We start from the raw sequence: 2,411 nt of genomic DNA, 5'->3' as shown, positions 1-2,411 counted from the left end.
TCGAATAAAATCGGCGCAGCGACTCCATCGCCCATGTTAAAATCTTAGGCCGTGGCTTGTGGGAGTCTGGTTCTCTGAAAAAACGCGGCAGTTCAGGACTATGACCGCACCAATTGCCCGTACGATTAAGACCTGTACGTCGCTCTATATGATTTTTAATTGGCGTGGAAATACCCACGCCTTCCAATAGCATACTTTCTTGCATGCGCAAGCATTCCTTAGCGTTTCGCCAATAATTGACTACTATAAGAAGTGGCGCTAAGATAGAAATTGTTTAGCACCATACATATAAGAGAAAGTTGATTCGTATCCTCTTAACCTTAAATCAACTTTCCCTACTCAAAATTTATTGACTGATTTATTTTTCATGGCGCTCCTCTGAAAATAATTTATTTCGTGCTTTATCATTAGGAATGAGCATTATATGGGCATTCAGACTCACTCCGATCATGCTATGTGTCTGCGTAGACCCATTCCGAAATTGCCTAGCCTCTTCAAATACATTTATTATTCAAACCATAAATTTCTGTTCAAATGTCCCCGCTACCCCTATTATTAATTTTTTAGATTTTTACGTCAGGGCGCAAATTCGGGAGCGCCAAGCCTAATTCAACGATTGATTTAATCGATAAAAACTGAAATCCCTTTTTTTGTCAGTTCTTCCGCAGGATCCTTAATTGATTGCAATTTAAATTTTCTCCATATCCATGTCAATGGCTAAAAACTTCCTATCCTATTGAAAAAATTGAATATTAGAGACACAAAAAAGATAATGGCTCTGTAAAAAGGGACACAAAAAAGGAAGATGCCAGTTTGATTAAAAATCAAAAAAACAACTTGAAAATATTTAAAGCCCCCTTATTTGCCAAGCCGCACACTAGCTTTATCCCCTCTCTGCCCCTCTATCTTTTTATGAGAAGAATAAAAATCTCATGTTTTTCTTAAAAGACACAAATATAATCTTTTTGCATATATAAAAGAGACACAATTGAAAACAAAACAACAAAAAAAATAATTTTTTTATTTTTATGATCTGTTTTCAAAAACACAAAACGTCAACAATTTTTATAAAATTTAAATAAAATTGTTGACGAAGCCGCTAATTATTATATATTAAAATAAATATTATATGATGGATGATTCTGATGAAAATAAAAACAATTAGCACAAAAGACTTTTCCTCTCTTATTAATGTATCTCCTCACCTTATATATAAATTAATTAAAGAACACGACCTACCAGTGGTCCCCCTTGGAAATAAGAACTCTCTACCTCCAGATACTATTAGACGAATTTTAGAGCAAAGGGGCTTTGTATATAAAAAGGATGCAACCCAACCGTATATTGTTAATGTTTTTGGTATGAAGGGGGGCATTGGTAAAACATCAATTGCAACTGCTTTTGCAGAGGGCGCAAGTAGACTTGGGTTCAAAGTATTAGCAATAGATCTTGATATGCAAGGGAATCTCACACAGTCTTTTAACATGAAAAAACATGGGCAACCTGTCCTATATCATGCAATTATTGGTGAAAAAGATTTAAAAGATGTTGTTGTGGAGGTAAATACAAATTTGCACCTGCTTCCCTCTTCATTAGATAACTCCCAAATTGAGCATGTTCTAAATTCTAAGCAAGCAATAAATATTACAAATTTTTTTAACGAAATGCTGGATCCTATAAAAAACACATATGATTTAATCGTTATTGATTGCCCCCCATCTATTCATAAAATAACCGTATGTGCCTCATGCTTTGCAACAGATAACTTAATACCCATTAATGCAGATATAGATTCATTTGATGGAGTGGTAATGACTGTTTCAGAAATTGAAAAAATAGAGCGCTCTTTTAAAAATTTATTAATTAAAATTAATTATAAAATAATATTTAATAAATATGATGCACGTGAAAAGCTGAGCCTCAATATTATGGGAGCCATCAGCGAGCGAAAGAATCTGAAAGACAACCTGTTGCCCCTTGTTATAAGAACTAATACCGCTTTTAAAAATACTAAAGCAGATGGTGAATATATCTTTGATACAAAAAAATCTACAGCCAAAGAAGATTGTTTCGCTTTAATATCCGAATTAACAGGGATCTCTGACTGGGTTGCCTCAAAAGGAAAATCAAGCAAATCCGTAGAAACTATTGAGTAGCGATAATAGGAATTCCTTATGAAACTTTCAGAGATGCTCAATCAGCAAAAAAAGCGAGGATTGGCACAACAGAAAATAAAAGCAAAAATGCAAAGTTATGATGAGTACATCATGGATGACACATCGCCAAGACCCTATAACACTCCCAATGTTTTGGATCTCTTTCAAAATAATACGCTTTTAATTACAGACGAAAATGAAGACGACACCTCAAAAATAGACACAAAAACAAGCAACCAGGAATCATCAATAAGA

At 34.1% G+C, this 2,411-nt stretch carries 2 protein-coding genes and 1 pseudogene; 2 read left to right on the top strand and 1 reads right to left on the bottom strand.

All coding sequences use genetic code 11. The features are described 5' to 3' along the window. Positions 1 to 205 (bottom strand): annotated as a pseudogene (locus Lfee_RS17745) (hypothetical protein); the annotation flags it as partial. Positions 206 to 1,145: 940 nt separating this feature from the next. Here Lfee_RS17745 and Lfee_RS16435 point away from each other — a divergent pair. Next, positions 1,146 to 2,156, top strand: a complete 1,011-nt coding sequence (locus Lfee_RS16435; RefSeq protein ID WP_058448079.1) for a ParA family protein — start codon at positions 1,146 to 1,148, stop codon at positions 2,154 to 2,156. A gap of 18 nt (positions 2,157 to 2,174) precedes the next feature. Continuing rightward, positions 2,175 to 2,411: hypothetical protein (locus Lfee_RS16430; protein WP_193786973.1), on the top strand; the 237-nt coding region annotated here is incomplete at its 3' end.

It is taken from the genome of Legionella feeleii (assembly GCF_001467625.1).
Taxonomy (GTDB): Bacteria; Pseudomonadota; Gammaproteobacteria; order Legionellales; family Legionellaceae; genus Tatlockia; species Tatlockia feeleii.
The sequence above is the reverse complement of the archived record's forward strand: the minus strand, read 5'-3'. Positions and strand labels throughout refer to the sequence as shown.

What these genes read in the sequence shown, in the direction of transcription:
- Lfee_RS16435 (WP_058448079.1), top strand. Translation starts at nt 1,146, where the DNA reads ATGAAAATAAAAACAATTAGCACAAAAGACTTTTCCTCTCTTATTAAT.